This window comes from Microbacterium sp. ER1 (assembly GCF_023383675.1).
Lineage (GTDB): Bacteria > Actinomycetota > Actinomycetes > Actinomycetales > Microbacteriaceae > Microbacterium.
In genome coordinates this window covers 1-20,809 of record NZ_QCXO01000138.1, presented here as the reverse complement: position 1 = coordinate 20,809, position 20,809 = coordinate 1, and the positions used below count along the sequence as shown (strand labels likewise).

Here is a 20,809-nt window from a genome sequence, read left to right as displayed (position 1 = left end):
TCTGCCCCTTCGACGGGCTCAAGGGCCCAGGGGCGCGCTGGCCCCGACGGCGAGGCGCTGCGAACGCTCCCGGCGGCGGCGCTCGATCCGCGGGAGGAACCAGCCGATCAACGGGCCGACGCCGAAGGCGAACAGCACGGTGCCGACGCCCACCGGACCGCCGAGCAGGAAGCCGATCAGCAGCACGGACCCCTCGATGACCGTCCGCGCCAGCCAGACCGGCCATCGGGTCACCCGGACGAGCCCCGTCATGAGTCCGTCGCGCGGTCCGGGGCCGAAGTCCGCCGCGATGTAGAGCCCGGTCGCGAACGCCAGCAGCACGAGTCCGAAGACGAACATGGGCGCCCCCACCCACACGGAGGGCGGAGCCGGCAGCACGAGGAGGGTGAGGTCGGCGAACGGGCCGATGAGCAGCGCGTTGAGCAGGGTGCCGAGACCCACCCGTTGACGGAGCGGGATCCACAGCAGCAGGACGACGATCGAGATCAGCACCGTGACGACCCCGTACCCGAGTCCCGTCCAGCGTGCGACACCCAGCGAGAGCACGTCCCAGGGCGCGACGCCGATCCCGCCGCGCACCATGAAGCCGAGCGCGACGCCGTAGAGGAAGAGCCCGCCCACGAGCTGCGCCAGCCGCTCGGCCAGGTCTCGGCGGCTGGTCGCGGTGAAGGGCAGGAAGACGGCACGGAAGAGCATCTCTCCATCGTGGCCCGCACGAAGGAGGGACGAGGCCGACCACTGAGCGAAAAGTGGTCTGCACATGGAAGGCCACTTTGCGGCAGGCTGGAGGCATGGCCTCCCGTCTCGTCACCCAGCTCGGCACCCAGGACATCGACGACGCCTCAGCGTCGGGCCTGGCCGACCGCATCAGGGCCCTCATCCTCGACGGACGCCTCACGGTCGGCGAGCGACTGCCGAGCGAGCGCGCCCTCGCGCTCGAGCTGCGGCGGTCACGCTCGACCATCACCCGCGCCTACGGCGTTCTCGAGGCCGGTGGCTACGTGTCCCGGCATCATGGCGGAAGCACCAGAGTGACCCTCCCGCACGGCCCGGCGGCCGCCGCCCCCGACGCGGACGACGCGGCGATCGACCTGTCGATCGCCTCGATGGACTCGACCCCCGGCCTGTACGACGCGACCGTGCGCTCCCTCCCCCGGCTGGCGGCCCTGCGCGGGACGAGCGGCTACTCGCTGCAGGGCCTTCCCGAGCTCCGAGAAGCCGTGGCCCGCCGATTCACCGAACGCGGCGCGGCGACCTCGGCCGACGAGATCATGATCACCTCGGGCGCCCTGAACGCCGTCAACCTCATCCTCACGGCGATCGGCCGCCGTGGCGAACGCGCCCTCGTGGAGCAGCCGACCTTCCCGCATGCGCTCGAGGCTCTGCACCGGCACGGCTATCGCCTGGTGCCGACACCGGTCGACACCGACGGCTGGGACGCCCGGCACCTCACCGACACCCTGCGGACAGCGCGCCCGCACGTCGCGTACCTCATCCCGGACTTCCACAACCCCACCGGAGCGACGCTGCCGCAGGAGGAGCGGTCCCGGATCGCGACGACGGCCCGCAACACCGGCACGCACCTGATCGTCGACGAGACGACGGCGGAGCTCGACATCGACCGGGGATGGGCCCCGACGCCGATGGCAGCCGAGGGCCCGAACGTGATCACGGTGGGATCGATGTCGAAGATCGCGTGGGGAGGCATGCGCATCGGCTGGATCCGCGCCGAGCGCTCGGTCATCGCCCGGCTGCTGGCCGTCCGCCCCTCGTTCGAGCTCGGCACGGCCCTCCTCGAGCAGTGCATCGCCGTGGAGCTGCTCGACGACGTCCCGGCACTGACCCAGCACGTCCGGCGACGCCTCACGGCCGGGCGGGATGCCGTGACCGCGGGAATCGCCGGGATCCCGGGGATGCGGATGCCGGAGACGCCCGGCGGCCTCTCCGCCTGGATCGATCTCGGCGCTCCCCTGTCGACGACCCTCTCCCTCGCTGCCCGGGAACGGGGACTCATCCTGCCGCCCGGACCGCGCTTCACGACCGGCGGCGTGCTGGAGCGGCGACTCCGGATCCCGATCACGCTCCCGCCCGAGCGTGCAGCGGAGGCGATGACGCGCCTGGCGCAGGCCTGGGCGGACGTGCGCGGCGGTGGAGTGAACACCGTCGACGACCTCGCGCACGCGGCCGTGATCTGACCGGCGCAGACGAAGACCCCGCCCGGTCGCGCCGGGCGGGGTCTTCGTCGAACGGAGCGGGGATTCGTCTTCTCAGCGTCCGGGATCACTCACCGGAATCCGATACTCACGCCTCCGCGCTCCCGGTATCGACGGTCGGTCAGCCGACCTTGTGGAGCCAGACGACGCGCGCGTCGTCGCTGGCGTGACGGAAGGGCTCCAGCTCCTCGTCCCAGGCGGAGCCCAGGGCGATGTCGAGCTCGCGCTGCAGCTCGACGGCGTTGCCCGCGGCGATCTCCATCGCGTAGCGGATGCGGTCCTCGCCGATGACGATGTTGCCGGCGGCATCGGTCTGGGCGTAGTGGATGCCGAGGTCCGGCGTGTGCAGCCACCGACCGCCGTCGCTGCGCGGCGTGGGATCCTCGGTCACCTCGAACCGGAGGTGCTCCCAGCCCCGGATCGCGGTCGCGAGGGCAGCACCGGTACCGACGGGACCGTCCCAGTAGAACTCGGCGCGGCGTGCGCCGGTCAGCACGGGCTGCTCGGTCCAGTCGAAGTTCACCGCACGCCCGATAGCGCGACCCACCGCCCATTCCAGGTGCGGGCAGAGCGCGCGAGGCGCCGAGTGGATGAACACCACTCCGCGTGCGTAAGCCGTCGCCATGATCTCTCCGTTTCATCAGGTGCGTCTTCCCCTACGACCTGAACCACGAAGTGGCGAGAGTATGCGGTTGTGCGCCCATTCTCGCCGAGTTCCCGCGAAATCACAAGCGTGTGATTCGACGACGAAGGCCCCGGTCCGTGGACCGGGGCCTTCGGGCGCTTCGACGAGCTCAGCGACCCAGCTCAGGCCTCGCTCATGGCCTGCTTGACCTGCTGGCCCTTCGCGGCGTAGTAGGCCGCGCGAGCGGCGTCCTTGCGGGCCTGCTCGGCGTAGCCGAACTCGAGCACGTCCTGCGGGACCTCGACGTTCGGGACGTCGTCGGTGCCGTGGTACTTCTCGATGTAGGCGTCGAGCTCAGGACCGGAGGTCCACGAGGTGATGAGGCAGTAGCGCGGGTCGGTGCCGTTGTGCGTAGCCGCGTGCCACAGACGCTGGGTGTCGACGATGAGCTGCGCGCCGGCCGGGAGGGCGATGCGGTACTCGATGCTGGGGTCCGTGCGGTTCTCACGCAGGACGAAGTAGCTGTCCTTGTCGTCCGTCAGGTTGAAGAACCCGCGGACGACCCAGCCGGTGCCGTCCGGGTTCAGGCGGTTGTTGTCGTCCTGGTGGAGGTTGTAGAGGCAGTCGCCGTACGGGGTCGGCTGCAGCTCGATGACGCGGCAGCGGCCGACGTTCGCACCGGGCTCCTGCGCGCGGCGCGTGAGGTTCGGGGCCTTGGCGGTCTGCTCGTCGATCCAGACGCCGTCCTTGTCGGTGCGCGGCGGCTTGTGGTTCCAGAAGCCGTTGCACTCGATGTCGCCGAAGGCGCTGGCGAGGGGCGCGAACCGGGTGTCGCCCGAGGACTTCCAGTCGACGTACTCGATGTCGAGCCACTCCTTGGGGTCGGCCTCCTGGTCGTAGCTGTCGAGGACGACGAAGCCCTTCTCCTCCAGCGCTGCGGACTTGATGTATCCCATGATCGAGTCATGTTCCTTTCATCGGGGGCCAGCACGTTTTAACAGGCCCTGATAAGGCAAGGCTAACAGCGGGACCTGGCGCTCCCCCGGAGGGTCGCCGTGGATAAGCGAATAGACTGGGCGGGGCACCCGGCGCGTCCGTGGCGCCTGTCGCTACGGGAGGACGAGACACCAGCATGAGCACCGCGACCAACGTCGAGGCGACGGCAGTCAACACGATCGAATGGCTCGCGGCGGGACGCACGACCATCGTCGTCCCGGTCTACCAGCGGCAGTACCGCTGGGACATCGGCGGCTGCGAGCGGCTCCTCTCCGACGTCAGGGCGGTGGCCGCGGAAGACGACGCGCATCGCCACTTCATCGGTTCGATCCTCTCCGCCGAGGACGGCTCCGGTCCGGACGCCGACCTCATCCTCATCGACGGGCAGCAGCGCCTCACCACGCTCATGCTCCTCGTCGCCGCGCTGCATCACTCGGTGCGCGACCGCGATCCGGAGCTCGCCGCCGACCTCGCCCGCGTGCTGGTCCGCCCCGACGATCCCGAGCGCACGAAGCTCCGTCCGCACGACGCCTGGGCCGATCTCTACGAGTCGGTCGTGCTCGATCGCCGGGACGACGTCGACCGCGAATCGCGCTTCGACGACAACTACGCGTTCTTCCGCAGCCAGATCCATGCCGACGAGGTGCCGTTCATCTGGCAGGGGCTGCAGCGCCTGGAGCACGTCTCGATCACGCTCGGCGCCCAGGCCAACGCGCAGCAGATCTTCGAGAGCCTGAACTCCACCGGCGAGCCGCTGCGGGATCACGAGCTGATCCACAACTACATCCTCATGGGGCTGAACCACGCCGAGCAGATGGATGTGGAAGCGCGGTTCTGGCTGCCGATCGAGCAGCACACGGGCGAGGCGATCGGCGCGTTCTGGCGCCACTACCTCGTGCTCGTGACGGGGCGTGAGGTGGCGGCGAACGGCGAGCACGGCGTGTACAGCGCCTTCCGCCAGTCGTTCCCGCGCGTCGACGTCGCCCACCTCCAGGCCGACGCCGAGACGTGGCGGCACTATGCGGAGATTTACGGCATCCTCCTCGATCCGACGAAGGAGCAGGACCCGGAGATCGCGCGGCAGCTGAAGTACGTGAACACGTTCGGACGCTCCTCCTCCCCGCTGGTCATGAGCGCCTACAGCGATCACGCGCGTGGCCTCATCGACCGGAGTCAGCTCCTCGAGACGCTCGAGTGGCTGCAGGCGATGTTCCTCCGCCGCGCGCTCGTCAACCTTCCCGCCGAACGCCTGATCGCCCGGCTCTGCCGTGCCCGCCGCGACGGACACGACGCCCTCGCCCGCGCCATCGCGCGCATCACCCCGTCGGACGAGCGGGTCAGCGCCGTGCTCAAATACAGCGAGCTGCCGTATCCGGCCTACGTGCTCGGCCGGCTCGAGGGCGTCGACGACGTGGACGGCTTCGACGTCGAGCACATCGTGCCCGCCGTGCCCGGCGACGCCTGGTCCGGCGACGGCGTGCGTCCCTGGAGCGAGTACTCCGAGGACGAGCAGAACAGCCACCGCGCCCTCGCACCGACCCTCGGCAACCTCACGCTGCTGGAACAGGGGCTAACGGAGCGGGTGTTCGGCGCTTCCTTCCCCGCCAAACGCGATGAGGCCTACGCCCGCAGCGCGGTACCGGCCACCCGCGCCCTCGCCGCGGAGGAATCCTGGGGCACGGCGGCCATCACCGCACGAACAGTGGCGCTGACGGCCGACCTCGTCCGCGTGTGGGCACGGCCCGCGCTGCCCGAGATCGACGACGACGGCCTCACCCCGATCCTCGACGCCGTGCGCCGCCGCGGCTGGCCCGCGGGGTGGGAGCGCGAGTTCGACTACGTGGAGTACCGCGGCGAGCGGTGGGAGGTCTACGACGTCAAGCACCTGTTCAACCGTGTGTTCCGTCGCGCCTGGACCGACACGACCGAGGCCGCTCTGGCGTACTGCGCGACCCACGGCGGCCCGATCTACCGCGACAAGGCGTGGAAGGGGCAGTGGGACGACCTCGATGACACGCACTTCCTCTACATGGGCTGGGACTCGAACTACATGATGACGGCCGTCCAGGGCGTCCTCGACGAGTCCGGCATCGCCGCCGAGGTCTTCGTGAAGTACTCCTACATCGGGAATGTGATGTGACCATGACCACTGTCATCCGCCGCCGCCTGCTCGACCTTGCGATCGAGGACCACACGCTCACGGTCCCCCTCGTGTGGGACGACCCGGCAGACACCCGCACGATCGACGTGTTCGCCCGCGTCGTCGCACGGGAGGGCGGCGAGGCGCTCCCCTACCTGGTCTTCCTGCAGGGCGGGCCGGGCCACGAGGCGCCGCGCCCCTTCCACTCCTCCACGGCGCCGGCCTGGCTGGATCAGGCCCTCGCGCACTATCGGCTCGTGCTCCTGGACCAGCGCGGCACCGGCCTCTCCTCCCCCGTCGGCGACGGCGACCTCGCGCAGGGCGCCGAAGCCGTCGCCGAGTACCTGACGCACCTGCGTGCCGATGCCATCGTGCGCGACTGCGAGGCACTACGGGAGCATCTGGGGGCATCGACCTGGAGCGTCCTCGGGCAGTCGTTCGGCGGGTTCACGACGCTGGCGTACCTGTCGACCCACGCGGATTCCCTCGACGACGTCTTCATCACCGGCGGTCTCAGCACGGTCGAGCGCGATCCGGACGAGGTGTACGCGCTCTGCTACGACAAGATGCGCACGGCCTCCGAGCGGTACTACCGGCGCTTCCCGGAGCACCGCGACGTCATGCGACGCCTGATCGATCTCGCGGACGCCGGTGAGCTCATCATCCCCGACGGCGAGGTCGTATCGCGTTCCCGCCTCCGCTCCGTCGGCTCCGCTCTCGGCACCGACGACGGCTGGCAGACGGTCTGGTCGCTGCTGGAGCGGGATCCCGCGTCCAACGCCTTCCGGCACGACCTCCAGCACGCCATGCCCTTCGGCGGCCGCAACCCGCTGTACTACGCCTTCCATGAGTCGAGCTATGCGAACGGACACACCACGCGGTGGTCCGCCGAGCGCGTCGAACCGACCGATTTCCGCGACGATCCGACGCTCTTCACGGGCGAGCACATCCGCCGCGAGTGGGCCGACACCGTCCCGGCGCTGCAGCCCTGGCGGGAGGTGACGTCGATCCTGGCGGAGCACCCCTGGCCGCGGATCTACGACACCGCCGCCCTCGCCGCCTCCGGGGCGACGGGCGCGGCCGCCGTGTACGTGAACGACGTGTATGTGCCCGTGGAGTTCTCGCTGGAGACCGCCCGTCTCCTCCCCGGTGTGACACCCTGGGTGACGAGCGAGCACGAGCACAACGGCCTGCGGACGGGGCCCGTGCTGGAGCGGCTGATCGACCTCGCCCACGGACGCCGCCTCCGCTGACCTCCGCCCCGCGACGGGTGCCACCGCCGCGCTCCGCGATCTATCCTGGGGCCATGGAGCATCTGCTCGGGTGGACCACGATCGTCCTCGTGCTCGGCACGGGGCCGGTGCTGTTCTTCGTGGGCATCCGGCATTCCCTCTCCCGTCGTCCGGTCGAGGAGAAGTACGAGCAGGCCGGCTCGGGAGGGCTCGTCGGCGTCTTCGACGCGGTGTGGTCCCCCACCGCGCACGAGGCCGGCCAGGAGCGGGACCGGCAGACCCGGCGCACGGCCCCGGCGCCGACCCCCGGAGATCCGCCGGGCCGCATCGAGCGCGGACGCATCGTCATCGACGTCTGAGCGACTCGTCCACCCCGGACATGACGAAGGCCCCGCACTCCGAGGAGTACGGGGCCTTCGTGGGCGGTCTTACTTGGAGGAGCCGCCGAAGCCCTTGAAGCGCTGGTTGAACTTCTCGACGCGGCCGGCCGAGTCCATGATGCGCTGCTTGCCCGTGTAGAAGGGGTGCGAGGCCGAGGAGATCTCGACGTCGATCACCGGGTACTCCACGCCGTCCAGCTCGATCGTCTTGTCGCTCGTGACGGTGGAGCGGGTGAGGAAGGTCTCGCCCGAACCCAGGTCGCGGAACACGACAGCCTTGTACTCGGGGTGAATGTCAGTCTTCATGGGATTCCTTTGTTGCTGCCCTGGATTGTGCCAGGGACGAGGGAAGTCTGTGGTGCCGAACGCACCAAGGATCGATTCTACCAGTACTTCGACAAGCTCAGTAACCCATCGGAACCGAGCTCAGTAACCCATCGGGACCGAGCTCAGCGACCCACGGGGACCGAGGTCAGGAGGCGGCGCGGGCGGAGTAGCGCCCGTCCTCGCTGCTGAGCGCGATCGGCATGCCGAAGGTCTCGCCGAGGGCGTCCGCGGTGAGCGTCTCCGCGATCGGGCCCGCGGCGACCACGGCGCCGTCGCGGATCAGCAGCACGTGCGTGAATCCGACGGGGATCTCCTCGACGTGGTGGGTGACCATGAGCATCGCGGGCGTCGTCGGCGCCGACGCATAGCCGCCGAGCAGAGCCAGCAGCTCCTCGCGCGACCCGAGGTCGAGCGAGGCCGTCGGCTCGTCGAGCAGCAGGAGCTCCGGGTCCGTCATGACCGCCCGGGCGATCTGCACGCGCTTCTGCTCGCCGTCGCTCAGCGTGCCGAAGGTGCGGTCGGCGAGGTGCGCGAGACGCCAGTCGCCCAGCACGCGCAGCGCACGCCGCTCATCGATGTCCTCGTAGCTCTCGTTCCAGCGCCCGAGCACGGAGTACGCCGCCGTGAGGACGGTGTTGAGCACCGTCTCGTCGCGCGGGATGCGCTTGGCCATGGCCGACGACGCGAACCCGATCCGCGGACGGATCTCGAAGACGTCCGCGCGTCCGAGCGTCTCGCCGAGGACGGTGACCGTGCCCGAGGTGGGGTGCATCAGCGTGTCGGCGAGCTGCAGCAGGGTCGTCTTCCCCGCACCGTTCGGCCCGAGGATCACCCATCGCTGATCGTCAGAGACCTGCCAGGTCACGTGATCGATGATGTTGCGCCCCTCTCGGCGCACGACGACGTCGGTGAACTCCAGAGCGATCGGCATACCGAAAGCCTATCGGCTCAGGCGGACAGCTCTGCGTAGAGCGCGCGGGTCTCGTCGGCGATCGCGCCCCAGCTGAACTGCGTGCGGGCCCGCTCCCGACCGGCCTCGCCGTACTCCCGCGCCCGCGCCGGATCCGTGGCGACCTCGGTGAGGACTGCCGCGAGATCGGCGACGAAGCGGTCGGGGTCGGTCGGTGTGCCCGTGCCGTCCTGCACCTGCTCGATGGGGACCAGCCGGCCCGTCACGCCGTCGTCGACGACCTCGGGGATGCCGCCGGTCGCCGTTCCCACGACGGCCGCTCCGCACGCCATGGCCTCGAGGTTCACGATCCCGAGCGGCTCGTAGACGGAGGGGCAGACGAAGGTGGTCGCCGCGGCCAGGATCGCCGACAGCTCGTCCCGCGGCAGCATCCGCTCGATCCACACCACGCCCTCTCGGGTCTGCTGCAGCAGCCGCACCCCCTCCTGGACCTCCGCCATGATCTCCGGCGTGTCCGGAGCACCGGCGCAGAGGATGAGCTGGACCTCGGGCGGCAGCAGCCGTGCCGCCTGCAGAAGGTAGGGCAGCCCCTTCTGCCGTGTGATGCGTCCGACGAAGACGACCGAGGGGCGGTCAGGATCCATGCCGATCGAGGAGAGGAAGGCCGGATCCTGCACCGGACGCCAGCGCTCGACATCGATCCCGTTGTGGATCACCCGGACCCGCGCGGGGTCGACCTGCGGATAGCTGCGGAGGATGTCCGCGCGCATGCCGGCGCTCACGGCGATCACCGCGGCGGCGTTCTCGTAGGCGAGCTTCTCGATGCCGCTCGACACGGCGTAGCCGCCCCCGAGCTGCTCGGCCTTCCACGGCCGCAGCGGCTCGAGGCTGTGCGCCGTGAGCACGTGCGGGATCCCATGGAGCTGGGAGGCGAGGTGTCCGGCGAAGTTGGCGTACCAGGTATGGCTGTGCACGACGTCGGCGCCCGCGATGGCCGACACGATCTCCAGGTCCGTTCCGAGCGTCTGCAGCGCCGGGTTGGCGGCGGAGAGGCTCTCGGGAGCGCGGTAGGCGAAGGTGCCCTCCTCGTCGCGCGGGGCGCCGAACGCTCGCACCGTCACATCGATGTCCCGACGCAGTGCGGAGACGAGTTCGGCGACGTGCACACCCGCGCCTCCGTAGATCTCCGGCGGATACTCCTTGGTGATCATCTCGACTCGCATGCCTAGACGCTATCGAGCGGGTTGTCCAGATGCTAGTTCCCCGCGCCGAACGGGATCTATGGTGGACCCATGTCCGCTCCAAAGAAGGTCTTCGGGATCATCCTCGCCGGCGGCGAGGGCAAGCGACTCATGCCGCTGACGGCCGACCGCGCAAAACCGGCCGTCCCGTTCGGCGGCCAGTACCGCCTGATCGACTTCGCCATCTCGAACCTCATCAACTCCGGGCTGAGACAGATCGTCGTCCTGACCCAGTACAAGTCGCACAGCCTCGACCGGCACATCTCGCAGACGTGGCGGATGTCGGCGCTGCTCGACTCGTACGTCGCCTCGGTCCCGGCCCAGCAGCGGCTCGGCAAGCGGTGGTTCTCCGGCTCCGCCGACGCGATCCTGCAGAGCATGAACCTGATCAACGACGAGAAGCCCGACATCGTCGTCGTGATCGGCGCCGACCACGTCTATCGGATGGACTTCCGCCAGATGCTCGAGGCGCACATCGAGTCCGGCGCGAAGGCGACGGTCGCGGGCATCCGTCAGCCGCTCGCCCTGGCGTCCCAGTTCGGGGTCATCGACGCCGATCCGGAGTCCGGACGCATCCGGCAGTTCCTCGAGAAGCCCACCGACGCCACGGGTCTGGCGGACTCCCCGCACGAAGTGCTGGCCTCCATGGGCAACTACATCTTCGACACCGACGCCCTCATCGCGGCGGTCGAGGCCGACGGCGAGCTGCCGACGTCGAGTCATGACATGGGCGGCGACATCGTCCCGTACTTCGTCGACCGCGGCGAGGCCGGCTACTACGACATGAAGCAGAACGAGGTCCCGGGGTCTTCCCCGCGCGACCGCTCTTACTGGCGCGACGTGGGGACGATCGACTCGTTCTTCGACGCGCACCGGGATCTGATCTCCACCCTCCCGATCTTCAACCTCTACAACATGGAGTGGCCGATCCACTCGCAGGCGGTCAACTCCCCGCCGGCGAAGTTCGTCCGCGACTCCGTGGGGCGGATCGGCAACGCCATCGACTCGATCGTCTCGCTGGGGTCGGTGCTCTCCGGCACGCACCTCGAACGCAGCGTCGTGGGGCCGTGGACCCTGGCCGGCGGCGGCTCGACCATCACGGACTCCGTGGTGTTCGATCACGTCCACGTCGGTCAGGGCGCCCGCGTGCACCGCGCGATCCTCGACAAGAACGTCGTGCTCGCCGACGGCGCCACGGTCGGCGTCGACCGCGAACGCGATCTCGCCCGCGGGTTCACGGTCACGGAGTCGGGGATCACGGTCGTGGGCAAGGGCGTGTTCATCGAACGCTGACGCGTCATGCGGCGCGGGCTCCGGTCCCCCGGTCGCTAGGCTCGGGGGGTGACCACCGCGCGATTCCTCGTCGTCCTCGATGCCGATTCCACGCTCATCCGGAACGAGGTGATCGAGCTCCTCGCCGAGGAGGCCGGCCGTCGCGCCGAGGTGCAGGCGGCCACGGAAGCCGCGATGCGCGGGGAGATCGACTTCGCGACCAGCCTCCGCTCCCGGGTGGCTGCCCTCGCGGGCGTTCCCGTCGAGGCGTTCGCCCGCGTTCGCGCCCGCGTCGAGCCGACTCCGGGCGTCCGCGACCTCACCGCCGCCGTGCACGCACGGGGCGGAGTCGTCGGCGTCGTCTCCGGCGGGTTCCACGAGATCCTCGACGACGTCGCGCCGGGACTCGGCGTGGACCGGTGGCGCGCGAACCGCCTCGAGGCCGCCGACGGCGCGCTCACGGGGCGGGTGGACGGTGACATCGTCGACGGCGCGGCCAAGGCCTTCTGGCTGCGCACCTGGGCCGAGGAGCTCGGCGTGGCGCCGCACGCGACCATCGCGATCGGCGACGGCGCCAACGACCTCCCGATGATGGCGGTCGCCGGCCTGGGGCTCGCCTTCAACGCCAAGCCTGCCGTCCGCGAGTCCGCGAGCCTGGTCATCGGCCCCGTCGACCTCGGAACGGTCATCCCGCTCCTCCCCTGACGCTGGCCGATGTCCGTGGCCGGGTCTACGGTCGGGTCATGGACATCATCCTCATTCCCGGCCTCTGGCTCGACGCCTCCAGCTGGGACGACGTCGTGCCTGCCCTCGAGCGCGCCGGCCACCGCCCTCGTCCGCTGACCATGCCCGGGCTCGACGCGTCTGCGGAGACGGCGGCGGATGTCGGGATCGACGACTGGGTCGCCGCCGCGGTCGCCGCCGTCGATGCCGCGGAGGGCGACGTGGTGGTCGTCGGACACAGCGGCGGAGGCAACGTCGCCTGGGGCGTCGCCGACGCGCGACCGGACCGCGTGACCCGGGTCGTCTTCGTCGATACCGTGCCGCCGCCCCCGGGCTCGGGCATCAGCGAGTTCCCGGTGCAGGACGGCGTCGTCCCGTTCCCGGGCTGGGGTTTCTTCCCCGATGAGGACGTGCACGATCTGGACGACGAGACCCGTGCGAGGACGGCCCCGCTCACGCACAGCGTCCCCGCGCGGGTGCCGACGGACGAGCTCGCTCTGCACGACCCGGCACGGTATCGCATCCCGGTCACCCTGCTGATGGGAGGGCTGGACCAGGACGCCTTCGACGCGGTGATCAGCCAGTGGGGTCCGTACGCCGAGGAGTATCGGGCGATCGGCGACGCCGAGGTCGTCCGGATCGGCTCCGGACACTGGCCGCAGTTCTCGGCGCCCGAGCGTCTCGCGGAGCTCCTCGTGCGCGCGATCGATCGCTGAGGAGGACTGCTGGGGTCAGTGCCCCATGCCGAGACCACCGTCGACCGGGATGACGGCGCCCGAGATGTAACCGGCGTCGTCGCTCGCCAACCAGGTCACGACGCCCGCGACCTCATCCGGCGTCGCGAACCGCCCCGCGGGGATGTTCGCCTTGTACTGCTTCTGCGTCTCCTCGGGGAGCTCCGCGGTCATGTCGGTCTCGATGAAGCCGGGTGCCACGACGTTGGCCGTGATGCCGCGTCCGCCGAGCTCGCGCGTGAGCGAGCGGGCGAAACCGACCAGCGCACTCTTGGAGGCGGCGTAGTTCGTCTGCCCGGCGGAGCCGTACAGGCCCACGACGCTGGAGATGAGGATGACCCGTCCGAACCGTGCCCGCAGCATCCCCTTCGACGCACGCTTGACGACGCGGAAGGTGCCGCCGAGGTTCGTCGCCACGACGCTGTCGAAGTCGTCCTCGCTCATGCGCATGAGCAGGGTGTCCTTGGTGATCCCGGCGTTGGCGACGACGATCTCCACCGGACCCAGCTGCTGCTCCACCTCGGTGAAGGCCGCATCGAGAGCGGCGGCGTCCGTGACGTCGGCGCGCACCGTCAGGGTGCCTTCCGGACCCTCTCCGCTGCGAGCGGTCACCGCCACCCGGTAGCCCTCCCGCACGAAGCGCTCGGCGATGGCGCGGCCGATGCCGCGGTTGCCTCCGGTGACGAGGACGACGCGCTCCGCGCTCATGGGACACTCCTGGGTCTGGGGTCGAGGGCCGGGGTTCCGGGCCGTGATCGATCCTAGCGACGTTGCCGTGCCGCCTTCACGACGACGGTTTGACAGACCGGGAGCCTCCTGGGACTCTGAGGGCGACGAAAGGCACCAGCGTGAGCGATCCCCGTATCTCCGGTTCGTCCGGCGAGCACCCCCCGGCCTTCCCCCCGGCTTCCGGTTCCGCCCCGGCGTACCCGGGGTTCCCGCCGGCACCGCCGGCGAACGCCGCCACGCAGCCGTCCTCGGCGCCTCAGCAGTACTCGACGCCTCAGCAGTACGGGGCCCCGCAGCAGTACGCGGCCCCGCAACCGTATGGAGCCGCGCCTGCGCGGCCGTCCAGCGGACTCGCGATCACCTCCCTCGTCTGCGGCATCGCCGGTGTCGTGCTGTTCTGGGCGATCGTGCCGATGCTCGCCTCGATCGCGGCCGTGATCACCGGTCACATGGCGCTCGGACAGATCCGTCGCACTCCCGGTCTCGGCGGCCGCGGCATGGCGATCGCCGGGCTCATCCTCGGCTACGTCATGATCGGCGTGCTGGTCTTCACAATCGTCTCGACGATCATCGGCCTCGTCGTCTTCGGCGCCTTCACCCTGCCGTTCGTCTTCGCGAGCTGACGCCTCGCCCGGGCATGCCGATGTCGCCACGGCGGCGTAGGCTGGAACCATCGTGAAGAACGCACGTCGAGTCCCGGCCGTCACCTCACTGCCGCAGTCCCCGCGGGATGAGGGAGACCATCGTGTGCGCCGGTACGCCCTGACGATGACGATCCGCATCGTCTGCTTCGGGCTGATGTTCTTCGTGCAGCCGTTCGGCTGGTGGACCTGGGTGTTCGCGCTGGCCGCCGCCGTGCTCCCGTACATCGCCGTCGTCTTCGCGAACGCCGGCAGCGACAGCACGGAGACCGCCGCCGAGTCGCCGATGCGCGAGATCGATGCGCCGCCCGCACCATCGCTCGCTCCGGAGACCGCCCCCGACGTCATCACCATCCGCGAAGGCCGCACCGACCGATGAGCGCGCTCATCTGCTCGCGCGCCGGCTGCCGGAGCGCGGCCACGAGGCAGGTCGTCTGGCGCAACCCGCGTATCCACTCCGCGGATCGCGAGAAGATCTGGCTGGCGTGCGAGGAGCACGTCGGCTTCCTCCACGACTACCTCGCCGCGCGGGACTTCCCGGTGACGGTGCGAGACGGGGTGCCTTCATGAGCAACCGCCTGACCCGCTGGGGCGTGTACGTCCTCATCGCCATCGGCTTCGCGATCGCCTGCGTCTTCCTCTCCAACTGGCAGTTCGAGAGGAACGAATCCCGCGCTGAGCAGATCGCGCTGGTGGAGCAGAACTACAATGCCCCGGCCGTCCCCCTCGCCGACGTGGTCGCCGACGACGAGCTCGACCCCGCGGACGAATGGCGCCCCGTCACGCTGCAGGGCGAGTACCTCGCCGACGAGCAGCTCCTGGTCCGCAACCGTCCCCACGGCGGAACGAGCGCGTTCGAGGTGCTGGTCCCCTTCCGCAACACGGACGGTCGTGTGCTCATCGTCGACCGCGGCTGGGTGGCACCGGGCGAGGGCGAGCTCCCGGACGCTGTCCCCTCTCCACCGTCCGGCGAGGTCACGGTGACCGTCCGCCTGCGTCCCGGCGAGCCGCTTCCCGGGTCCGGACGCGGGGCTCCGGAGGGCCAGGTGCCCACGATCCACCTCCCGTCCATCGCCGACCTCGTCGGCGACGAGGTGATCACCGGTGCTTACGGACGCCTGGTCGAGGAACAGCCCGCCGCGGATGCCGCGCTGGGCGGCTTCGAGTCCCCCACCGACGACCCGGGTCCGCACCTGTCCTATGCGATCCAGTGGATCCTGTTCGCCATCATGGGCTTCATCTTCATCGGGTACATCATCCGCACGGAGATCGTGAAGCACCGCGAAGAGGTCGAGGGGAAGCCGGCACCGGCGAAGGCACCGAAACGCCGCGACCGCGACGCGGACGCCGAGGACGAACTGCTCGACGCGCGCTGACGCACCCGCCGAGCGTCACGCGAGCGCGAGAACGCGCCGGACGCTGCGCTGCCCGGCACCCTTTCGATCCCGGACGGACCGCCCGGCCGACGCAGGATGGGAAACGGGCCTCTTGGACCATCGGCACGCACCATTTCGATCCCCGCCTGCGGGGCGCCTCCGGTCGATCTCGATGTCTAGCGCTCGCGAGCAGAGCCCGTGACGGCATGCCGCCATACGCGGCCGACGACGTCATAGACGATCCGGGTGTGGTTCCGGTCGGACGCCCCCTGCCAGAACTCGACCCGCGTCGGAACCACCCGCCACAGCACCCAGTCCCCCGGTCGGAGACCCGCGCGGGCGCTCTCGGAGCGGGCCGCGAGGTCGGCGTCGCTCTCGGCCGCCGACGCCTCGTGCACGGTTCCCCGTACGCGCACGGCACGCCGCTGCGGCTGCCACCAGAGGTTCAGCGCCGCAGCAGGATGCGCGTCGAGCTGCGCGGCCTTCCGGGAGGACCGGGCCCCGGCGAACGCCCAGCCGCGCGCGTCCACGTCCTTGAGGATCAGGGTGCGCGCGTCCGGGATGCCGTCCGTGTCCACCGTCGCCAGCGTCGCCGCATGCGGTTCGGGGACGCCGGCCGCGGCCGCCGCGCGGAGCCACTCCCGGAAGAGCAGCACCGGATCGTCGGGAAGGTCGTCGAGGTGCAGCGGCGGCGCCGTCCCGGTGAGGGTGGGCTGCGCACGCAACCACGCCGCGAGTTCCGAGGGAGGAAGGATCGGGTGCGCCGCCATCCTCCGACTATGCCACGACCCGCTACGCGAGCTCGATGAGGTCCTGGTACTCCTGGCTCCAGATGTCCTCGACGCCGTCGGGCAGGATGAGGACACGCTCGGGGTTCAGCGACTGCACCGCGCCGGGGTCGTGCGACACGAGCACCACCGCGCCCTCGTATTGGGCCAGCGCCCCGAGGATCTCCTCGCGGGAGGCCGGATCGAGGTTGTTCGTGGGCTCATCGAGCAGGAGGAGGTTCGCGGACGACACGACGAGCGTCGCCAGCGACAGCCGGGTCTTCTCGCCTCCGGACAGCACACCCGCCGGCTTGAGGACGTCGTCACCGGTGAACAGGAAGGAGCCGAGGACCTTGCGGGCCTCCGTCTCCGTGATGTGCGGAGCGGCCGACACCATGTTCTCGAGGACCGAGCGGCTGACGTCGAGGTTCTCGTGCTCCTGCGCGTAGTACCCGACCTTGAGACCGTGTCCGGGCTCGAGCTGCCCGGTGTCCGGCTTGTCGACACCTGCCAGCATGCGCAGCAGCGTCGTCTTCCCCGCACCGTTGAGACCGAGCACGACGACCTTGGATCCGCGGTCGATCGCGAGGTCGACGTCGGTGAAGATCTCCAGTGAGCCGTACGACTTCGACAGCCCGGATGCCATGAGCGGGGTCTTGCCGCAGGGGGCGGGCTTCGGGAACCGCAGCTTCGCGACGCGGTCCTCCTGGCGCACGTCCTCCAGCCCGGAGAGGAGCTTCTCGGCGCGCGCGAGCATCTGGTGCGCTGCTGCCGCCTTCGACGCCTTCGCCCCGAAGCGCGCCGCCTGCTGCTGCAGGGTCGTCGCCTTCTTCTCGGCGTTGGCCCGCTCCTTCTTGCGACGCTCCTCGTCCGCAGCGCGCTGCCGCAGATAGTTCTTCCAGTTCATGTTGTAGATGTCGATGACCTGGCGGTTGGCGTCGAGGTAGAACACCCGGTTGACGGTCTCGCCCACGAGCTCGACATCGTGGCTGATGACGATCAGCCCGCCCTTGTAGTTCTTGAGGAACTCGCGCAGCCACACCACGCTGTCCGCGTCGAGGTGGTTGGTCGGCTCATCCAGGATCATCGTCTGCGCGTCGGAGAAGAGGATGCGCGCGAGCTCGATGCGACGACGCTGGCCGCCGGAGAGGGTCGACAGGGGCTGGTCGAGGATGCGGTCCGGCAGCGAGAGGTTGTGCGCGATCGACGCCGCCTCGGCCTCGGCCGCGTAGCCGCCCTGCGCCTCGAACTTCTCGGTGAGCGCGGCGTAGCGCTTCATCGCCTTGGCGGCCACCGCGGGGTCGTCGGAGCCCATGGCGAGCGAGGCCTCCGTCATGCCGAGGTTGAGCTGACCGAGGCCGCGGGCATCGAGGATCCGGGTACGGGCGAGGTCTTCCGGGTTGCCCGAACGGGGGTCCTGCGGCAGGTAGCCGAGCTCACCCGACCGGGTGACGGTGCCACCCGAGGGCAGCACGTCGCCGGCGAGCACCTTGGTGAGCGTGGTCTTGCCCGCACCGTTGCGTCCGACGAGGCCGATCTTGTCGCCGTCGGACACACGGAACGAGACGTTCTCCATCAGCAGGCGCGCGCCAACGCGGATCTCGAGGTCGTGCACGGCAAGCACAGCGGACGTCCGTTCGTTCGGGAGGAGGGTGATGGCCGAGCGGCCAGCCAACCAGTATATGCCGCCGCGCCTGTGGCGACGCCCGCCACGGATATCCCTCTCCAGGGTGACCGAGGCGATACCCCGGAGTGATGTCCCTCTCCCCACCCGCTGCTTACGGTGCCGGAGTGGACATCCTCAACGATCTCATCCTGCAGGCGATCGCCTCCCCCTGGCTGTACGCCGTGCTGTTCGCGGTGACCGTGATCGACGGGTTCTTCCCGCCGGTCCCGAGCGAGACGGTCCTCGTCGCCGCGGCGGCGGTGGCCGCGTCCACCGGTGACGGCGACATCGTGCTGCTGGGTGCCGTCGCCGCCCTGGGCGCCGCGATCGGCGACAACATCGCGTTCCTCATCGGCCGCCGACTGGGCACGACGAGATTCGCCTGGATGCGGCGCCCCCGCGTCGCCGCCGCCTTCGCCTTCGCGCAGCACGCCCTCGACCGCCGCAGTGCCACGCTGATCCTCGGCGCCCGCTACATCCCGATCGGACGCGTCGCGGTGAACATGTCCGCCGGAGCGCTCGGGTTCCCCTGGCGGCGGTTCCTCCCGCTGAGCCTCATCGCCGGTGTGAGCTGGAGCGTGTTCAGCCTCGCGATCGGGCTGCTCGCCGGCGCCTGGCTGCACGACCAGCCCGTGCTCAGCGCCGCAATCGGCATCGTCGTCGCGTTGCTCGTCGGTGTGATCATCGACCGGATCGCGGCGCTCCGCCGACGCCGTACGCCGGTCGCGCACCTGGCAGGATGAGACGCATGGCACGCCGCCGAGAGCGCACCCCGCGCCCGCCACGGATGAGCCGTCGCACCGGCGCCCTCGTGGCGCTGACTGCGGCGGTCGTCGTGCTGTACGCGCTCCTCGTCTCCCTGCAGACGGTGCTCTCCGGCACGCCGCTGCCCCTGTCCTTCCTGCTCGGCGCCGCCGTGTGCGGCGCTCCCCTCCTCGTCCCCTCCCGGCCGCGGACGGCGATCGTCGTCTTCGCCGCCGGCGCCTTCCTGCTGCCGCTCCTCGTCGAGCCGGCGCGCGCGATCCACTCCCCCTGGCCCTGGTCGGTACCGGCGCTCCTGGCCTTCGTCCTCCTCGTGGGCGTGATGTCCTTCGTGCAGGGAGCCCGCCTCGGAGGCCTCACCCTCGTGATCGGCGCACTGACCTCGCTGACGGCGCCGCTGCTGCGCCCGGACATGGTCGCGAGGCCGGCGAGCTCCGGCAGCGCCACCGCCAATCTCATCGTGACGACCTCAGTCGCTGCCGCGATGCTGCTCATCGCCGTCCTCGTCGCCGGTCGCGTGCGTGTCGCCGCGGAGCTCACGAGGGAGAAGGAGCACAGCGCGCTGGAGGAATCCCGGCGCGCTCTCGTGGAGGAGCGCACCCGGATCGCCAGGGAGCTGCACGACGTCGTGGCGCACAGCATGTCGGTGATCCAGGTGCAGGCGTCGACCGCACGCTACCGGATCGCGGACCTCGACGCCGAGGCCGCCGCCGAGTTCGACGACATCGCCGCCACAGCGCGCACGTCGCTCACCGAGATGCGGCGCATGCTGGGAGTGCTCCGCACCGAGGACCAGCACGCCGAGCTCGCACCGCAGCAGGGACTGGACGACGTTCCGGCCCTCGTCGACACGATCCGCCGGGCAGGGGTGGAGGTCGGCCTCGTGCTGGAGGGGATGGAAGCGGCCTCCGCGGCGGGACCCGGCGTGCAGATCGCCGCCTTCCGCATCGTGCAGGAGGCGCTGAGCAACGCCGTCCGCCACGCGCCTGGTGCCCGCGTCACCGTCCGCCTCCATGCCGACGCCGATGCCCTGCACATCCGTGTGCACAACGCCGCACCGCCGCAGGCGACCGAGAGCCCCTCCGGCGGCTACGGCCTCCGGGGAATGCGCGAGCGCGCCGAACTGCTCGGCGGAAGCCTCGCCGCCGGGCCCTCCGACGACGGCGGCTGGACCGTCGAGGCCGCCCTGCCGCTGTCTGCAACGGCCGTACCGCCCACCCCGACCGCCTCGGCGGAAGACAAGGAGAACCCGTGACGATCAGCGTGCTCATCGCCGACGACCAGGCGATGGTCCGCGCCGGTTTCGCCGCCCTGCTGGACGCGCACGAGGGGATCCGCGTGGTGGGCCAGGCGGCCGACGGCGCGGAGGCCGTGACGCTCGCCGCGCGGCTCGATCCCGACGTCATCCTCATGGACGTCCGCATGCCGGAGCTCGACGGCATCGAGGCCACCCGCCGCATCCTCGGTCCGTCGTACCCTGCCGCGCACGTGCCGCGGATCCTCATGCTCACCACCTTCGACATCGACGACTACGTCTACGACGCCCTCGCCGCCGGGGCCAGCGGGTTCCTCCTCAAAGACGCTCTGCCGGAGGAGCTCGTCCATGCGGTCCGCGTGGTGGCCGGCGGCGATGCGCTCCTCGCCCCCAGCGTGACCCGGCGCATGATCGAGCAGTTCGCCGGACGGCGGCCGGCCTCGCGGCGGTCGGCGACGGCCCTCGCCGAACTCACCGACCGCGAGCGGGAGGTCCTCGTCCTCATCGGCAAGGGCCGGTCGAACACCGAGATCGCCGGCGACCTGTTCATCGCGGAGCAGACCGTGAAGACCCACGTCGGCAAGGTGCTCGCGAAGCTCGGCCTCCGGGACCGCGTGCACGCCGTCATCCTCGCCTACGACACCGGCCTGGTCGAGCCCTCCGCCTGAGTCACCCCTGCGTAGGGGTCAGGACGGCACCACGGAGTGATGTCCCGCCCACCACCGCCTCCATAGCCTCCGAGGACACCGTTCCCAGGAGGACTCATGGTCATCGCCGCGGCTCCACGCCTCAGCACCCCCGCCCCCGCCCCCGCCCCCGC

General features: G+C 70.4%; 23 protein-coding genes. 14 read left to right on the top strand and 9 right to left on the bottom strand.

The genetic code is table 11. The features are described from left to right. Positions 1-18: 18 nt before the first annotated feature. On the bottom strand, positions 19-696 hold the full coding sequence (locus BV453_RS13385) for a YitT family protein (protein WP_126893095.1): 678 nt from the start codon (positions 694-696) through the stop codon (positions 19-21). A gap of 95 nt (positions 697-791) precedes the next feature. Here BV453_RS13385 and BV453_RS13380 point away from each other — a divergent pair, with 95 nt between their 5' ends. Then, positions 792-2,195 (top strand): PLP-dependent aminotransferase family protein, encoded by a 1,404-nt coding sequence (locus BV453_RS13380; protein WP_249521819.1) that lies wholly within the window; start codon positions 792-794, stop codon positions 2,193-2,195. A 139-nt stretch (positions 2,196-2,334) separates the two neighbouring features. Here the strand turns inward: BV453_RS13380 and BV453_RS13375 are convergent, their stop codons facing one another. Then, positions 2,335-2,838 (bottom strand): DUF3145 domain-containing protein, encoded by a 504-nt coding sequence (locus tag BV453_RS13375; RefSeq protein WP_025103621.1) that lies wholly within the window; start codon positions 2,836-2,838, stop codon positions 2,335-2,337. A gap of 182 nt (positions 2,839-3,020) precedes the next feature. Next, the gene (locus BV453_RS13370) at positions 3,021-3,794 is read right to left on the bottom strand and encodes a hypothetical protein (RefSeq protein ID WP_025103622.1); all 774 of its coding nucleotides are present in this window, start codon (positions 3,792-3,794) and stop codon (positions 3,021-3,023) included. Positions 3,795-3,970: 176 nt separating this feature from the next. Between BV453_RS13370 and BV453_RS13365 the strand changes: the two genes are divergently transcribed. Genes BV453_RS13365 through BV453_RS13355 form a run of 3 tightly spaced genes read left to right on the top strand, consistent with a single transcriptional unit; the run spans position 3,971 to position 7,565 of the window. Next, on the top strand, positions 3,971-5,974 hold the full coding sequence (locus BV453_RS13365) for a DUF262 domain-containing protein (RefSeq protein WP_126893092.1): 2,004 nt from the start codon (positions 3,971-3,973) through the stop codon (positions 5,972-5,974). Next, a complete protein-coding gene (locus tag BV453_RS13360) occupies positions 5,971-7,227 on the top strand; it encodes an alpha/beta fold hydrolase (protein WP_202976248.1) in 1,257 nt (418 codons plus the stop codon). Before BV453_RS13365 ends, BV453_RS13360 begins: the two co-directional genes overlap by 4 nt. Positions 7,228-7,280: 53 nt before the next feature. Continuing rightward, positions 7,281-7,565, top strand: coding sequence for a hypothetical protein (locus tag BV453_RS13355; RefSeq protein WP_126893090.1), 285 nt, complete (start codon positions 7,281-7,283; stop codon positions 7,563-7,565). A gap of 69 nt (positions 7,566-7,634) precedes the next feature. On the opposite strand, the gene BV453_RS13350 is transcribed toward BV453_RS13355, so the two are convergent. The 3 genes from BV453_RS13350 to glgA all read right to left on the bottom strand — a co-directional run bounded on the left by BV453_RS13350 (position 7,635) and on the right by glgA (position 10,046). Then, entirely contained in the window at positions 7,635-7,892 is a 258-nt protein-coding gene (locus BV453_RS13350; protein ID WP_025103626.1) for a type B 50S ribosomal protein L31, read from the bottom strand. A gap of 166 nt (positions 7,893-8,058) precedes the next feature. Further along, positions 8,059-8,844 carry an ABC transporter ATP-binding protein gene (locus BV453_RS13345; protein WP_025103627.1) on the bottom strand — a complete coding sequence of 262 codons (786 nt, stop codon included), beginning with the start codon at positions 8,842-8,844 and terminating at the stop codon, positions 8,059-8,061. A gap of 17 nt (positions 8,845-8,861) precedes the next feature. After that, complete coding sequence (gene glgA / locus BV453_RS13340) at positions 8,862-10,046, bottom strand: glycogen synthase (protein WP_085607679.1); 1,185 nt, start codon at positions 10,044-10,046, stop codon at positions 8,862-8,864. A 69-nt stretch (positions 10,047-10,115) separates the two neighbouring features. On the opposite strand from glgA, the gene BV453_RS13335 reads away from it, so the two are divergent. From BV453_RS13335 to BV453_RS13325, 3 genes are read left to right on the top strand one after another with little or no spacing between them, the layout of a single operon-like run. Continuing rightward, entirely contained in the window at positions 10,116-11,357 is a 1,242-nt protein-coding gene (locus tag BV453_RS13335) for a glucose-1-phosphate adenylyltransferase (RefSeq protein WP_062634342.1), read from the top strand. A 48-nt stretch (positions 11,358-11,405) separates the two neighbouring features. Then, positions 11,406-12,041, top strand: coding sequence for a phosphoserine phosphatase SerB (gene serB, locus BV453_RS13330; protein WP_249521818.1), 636 nt, complete (start codon positions 11,406-11,408; stop codon positions 12,039-12,041). 38 nt (positions 12,042-12,079) lie between these two features. Beyond that, positions 12,080-12,775, top strand: a complete 696-nt coding sequence (locus BV453_RS13325; protein ID WP_249521817.1) for an alpha/beta fold hydrolase — start codon at positions 12,080-12,082, stop codon at positions 12,773-12,775. Positions 12,776-12,790: 15 nt separating this feature from the next. On the opposite strand, the gene BV453_RS13320 is transcribed toward BV453_RS13325, so the two are convergent. Continuing rightward, the gene (locus tag BV453_RS13320; protein WP_060921849.1) at positions 12,791-13,501 is read right to left on the bottom strand and encodes a beta-ketoacyl-ACP reductase; all 711 of its coding nucleotides are present in this window, start codon (positions 13,499-13,501) and stop codon (positions 12,791-12,793) included. A 140-nt stretch (positions 13,502-13,641) separates the two neighbouring features. Between BV453_RS13320 and BV453_RS13315 the strand changes: the two genes are divergently transcribed. Genes BV453_RS13315 through BV453_RS13300 form a run of 4 tightly spaced genes read left to right on the top strand, consistent with a single transcriptional unit; the run spans position 13,642 to position 15,539 of the window. Then, on the top strand, positions 13,642-14,145 hold the full coding sequence (locus BV453_RS13315; RefSeq protein WP_249521816.1) for a DUF4190 domain-containing protein: 504 nt from the start codon (positions 13,642-13,644) through the stop codon (positions 14,143-14,145). A 52-nt stretch (positions 14,146-14,197) separates the two neighbouring features. After that, the gene (locus BV453_RS13310; protein ID WP_025103634.1) at positions 14,198-14,542 is read left to right on the top strand and encodes a DUF3099 domain-containing protein; all 345 of its coding nucleotides are present in this window, start codon (positions 14,198-14,200) and stop codon (positions 14,540-14,542) included. Beyond that, the gene (locus BV453_RS13305; RefSeq protein WP_025103635.1) at positions 14,539-14,733 is read left to right on the top strand and encodes a hypothetical protein; all 195 of its coding nucleotides are present in this window, start codon (positions 14,539-14,541) and stop codon (positions 14,731-14,733) included. Before BV453_RS13310 ends, BV453_RS13305 begins: the two co-directional genes overlap by 4 nt. Next, positions 14,730-15,539 carry an SURF1 family protein gene (locus tag BV453_RS13300; protein WP_249521815.1) on the top strand — a complete coding sequence of 270 codons (810 nt, stop codon included), beginning with the start codon at positions 14,730-14,732 and terminating at the stop codon, positions 15,537-15,539. The genes BV453_RS13305 and BV453_RS13300 overlap by 4 nt, the downstream gene beginning before the upstream one ends. A 176-nt stretch (positions 15,540-15,715) precedes the next feature. Here BV453_RS13300 and BV453_RS13295 read toward each other — a convergent pair whose 3' ends face one another. Both BV453_RS13295 and BV453_RS13290 read right to left on the bottom strand, forming a co-directional pair. Beyond that, positions 15,716-16,309, bottom strand: coding sequence for a pyridoxal 5'-phosphate synthase (locus BV453_RS13295; RefSeq protein ID WP_249521814.1), 594 nt, complete (start codon positions 16,307-16,309; stop codon positions 15,716-15,718). A 22-nt stretch (positions 16,310-16,331) separates the two neighbouring features. After that, on the bottom strand, positions 16,332-17,930 hold the full coding sequence (locus tag BV453_RS13290; protein WP_249521813.1) for an ABC-F family ATP-binding cassette domain-containing protein: 1,599 nt from the start codon (positions 17,928-17,930) through the stop codon (positions 16,332-16,334). Between the two features lie 167 nt (positions 17,931-18,097). On the opposite strand from BV453_RS13290, the gene BV453_RS13285 reads away from it, so the two are divergent. From BV453_RS13285 to BV453_RS13275, 3 genes are read left to right on the top strand one after another with little or no spacing between them, the layout of a single operon-like run. Continuing rightward, a complete protein-coding gene (locus tag BV453_RS13285; RefSeq protein WP_249521812.1) occupies positions 18,098-18,715 on the top strand; it encodes a VTT domain-containing protein in 618 nt (205 codons plus the stop codon). 5 nt (positions 18,716-18,720) lie between these two features. Beyond that, positions 18,721-19,989, top strand: a complete 1,269-nt coding sequence (locus tag BV453_RS13280; protein ID WP_249521811.1) for a sensor histidine kinase — start codon at positions 18,721-18,723, stop codon at positions 19,987-19,989. Next, positions 19,986-20,657: a response regulator transcription factor gene (locus BV453_RS13275; RefSeq protein ID WP_085607696.1), complete on the top strand. Its 672-nt coding sequence runs from the start codon at positions 19,986-19,988 to the stop codon at positions 20,655-20,657. The genes BV453_RS13280 and BV453_RS13275 overlap by 4 nt, the downstream gene beginning before the upstream one ends. Positions 20,658-20,809: the final 152 nt, after the last annotated feature.